1 protein-coding gene and 1 pseudogene are annotated in these 2,364 nt (G+C 56.7%); both read right to left on the bottom strand.

Features of this window, described 5'->3' with window-relative positions; genetic code table 11:
• Positions 1 to 307 (bottom strand): annotated as a pseudogene (locus tag KK925_RS09980) (hypothetical protein); the annotation flags it as partial.
• Between the two features lie 1,692 nt (positions 308 to 1,999).
• Entirely contained in the window at positions 2,000 to 2,161 is a 162-nt protein-coding gene (locus KK925_RS09975) for a hypothetical protein (RefSeq protein ID WP_214096491.1), read from the bottom strand.
• Between the last annotated feature and the right edge of the window lie 203 nt (positions 2,162 to 2,364).

The raw sequence follows: 2,364 nt of genomic DNA, 5'->3' as shown, positions 1-2,364 counted from the left end.
CCTTAAGAGCCAGGTATTGGCTTAGGATCCCCCATCCCCCGGGCAGCCGCAACCGCAGCCGATAGGCTGCGGTCCGTGGATACCTTGGTTTGGCCGCCCAGTTGCCGGCGGTCTTTTTCTTCCCATCGCAGCACAGAGAACTGGCTTTTCCACTTCGCTTGCCAATCTTCTTGCAAGCGGCGTGATGCGCATAGTCGTTTTCTTCCAACGAAAACTTTTTTATCGGAAGAGGCGGAGCGAGCCCAAACAGAGACGCACCTGCTCGGGACTTCTGATGGGCCAAGAGCGCGTCAAGTCTAGTCCGCAAGATGGCTAGCCGCCCCTTTTTCCCGTGCAACACGTTTGATTGCGGCTTCTTTTGCTCCAGCTTGGACCCGGAGCACATGAAACTCTCGGGCGGTGGAGTAAAAGCGCGTCAGAAAGGATCGCTTAAGCTTTTTTCGGAGAAACGCCAGCCTGCATTTGGGCAAAGAGGTTCCGCTGCGCCCGCCCCTAGAGCACCGCATAGGTGTTGAGCAACGTCCGAGCTTGGGCATCACAGCCAAGCGCTTCTGGTAAGGCACAACAGGAAGTTCGCTCATGCGATCGGTTCGAGCGCTTTCTTGGGCGCAATTCAGCGCAGAGCTCTTCCCCTAAAGCCTAGCCCACAGCCAAACGATCATCTCCTACGGGTCGCACACCCTATCGTCGGCCCTCTCATCCAAATGGACCACCAGGATCGATCGACTCTCTGTAGCCAATGACGCTTCCGGCTACTTGAAGCCGACACGCATCAGCCGCTTGCGCCACTCGACCAGGATGCCGCGGGCCTTTGGATCACAGAACTCCCCAACGAGCCCTCCGCGATGGCCCTTCACCCCAGAGCCAACCTTCTTGACGGCCTTGACGATCCGAAACTCTTTCCTTGAGAGCCAACTTGGAGAACCCAAACCAATTCTCTGTCTTCATCCACCTTTGCATCGGCGCTGGATACCCGCGCGTAGAGGGCCACGCCGTCGAAGCCACTCCGCCCCCCGCATGCATGGTTACCGTCCCGGTCAGCAACTATTCTCTGGGAATAGGCAAACACCCCTCCTTCCCTATCCCCCAAGCCGTCTTGCAGCGAAGACCCTGCCGCTTGGCCCACGCACTCAAACTTCATTCGGATTCGGATGTGCTGCGATGAATAGCGTTATGGGTCTCTATAGTTTTTTAGCTGCTGGCAACCTTCGAAGCTGGGCGATCCGTACGTTTGGGCGAACGCCCGCCGATTCCACATAAGCCAGCCTGAGGAGAAGTGTCCTCTCGGGGATGGTTTAAAGGCTCCCGTTTTTTTCCACGGTATACCCCCAACGCAAGCCCATGAGTTTAGCCGGGGAAGGAAGCGCCCCCGGTTACGGGTTAATCGATGGATCGATCCTTCTCTCCTACGCCGGATAAAGCAGACCCTGCCCACCGGCTTTTGCTCACGCCAGAACTCGTCCAGCCTTTTGGAGACTACGGTGCACAGTTCCCATCCGGCGAACTTGCTTGCCCGCGAGGCATCCGCTCGCAGGAGGGCTAACTTAGTCTTGTTGCAAAAACTCTTCCACGGTGAACCGCGAAGCCGATTGGGCCTTCCGGCGCAAAATACCGGTAGGCTGGATTTCCCAAGTGGGCGAAGCATCCAAACCCGACACAAGCATGCGGCCTGAATTTGAGGTCGCTCCCGTCTATCCCATTCGACCACTGTCTTGTGAGTTGTAAGGACGTTAACCAGGTATCGCTACTGACCCTTTCTAGCCGCATTTACCTTCCCTCTGTCATGAGCGCGTATGAGGTCTCTAACGATTGGTCCATCCTAAGCAAGAGTCTAACTTGCCCCCCTTGCAGGAACGATCAACGGTCCTCGCGGGTACCTGTCGATGGGCCGGACGATGCAAAAGACGTCTGCGACAGGCTTTGTCGGTTCCGATCTGGGAAGGGAAAATATCGCCACGGAGAGTGACGGCAACCAACGTTGCGGTCGGACTGCGCAAACCTACCGTCTCCGAAAGCCAGGAGCTTCGCCAATCGCTCGAGAAGCCACCAGCAGGACAAAAAGGTCCAAAACAATCACCCAAAGGATCAAACTCCTTTTGGGTCGGAAGACCCGATATCGCAAAGACACCTCTGGTGGGATTTCCCAAAAGCTTGTGCCCAAACACCGCCCGGGACATTCGTCGCCGGCCGAGGCAGTTGTCCAGTGTCTAAAGTCTTGCAGCCCCTACCGTGAGTGCCTCGCTGCGCAGGAGAGGAACAAGCTTCCAACTTTGAGCCGGGAGTGGTTGACCACTGGAGCATAGAAAGGCACCGGTCCATCCTTTTGACTAGACGCGTGCGGGCCATCGCTGTAATTCTATTCGC

This window comes from Candidatus Methylacidithermus pantelleriae, assembly GCF_905250085.1.
Lineage (GTDB): Bacteria > Verrucomicrobiota > Verrucomicrobiia > Methylacidiphilales > Methylacidiphilaceae > Methylacidithermus > Methylacidithermus pantelleriae.
Note: the sequence above shows the minus strand (reverse complement) of the source record. Positions and strands in the feature narration are given on the sequence as shown.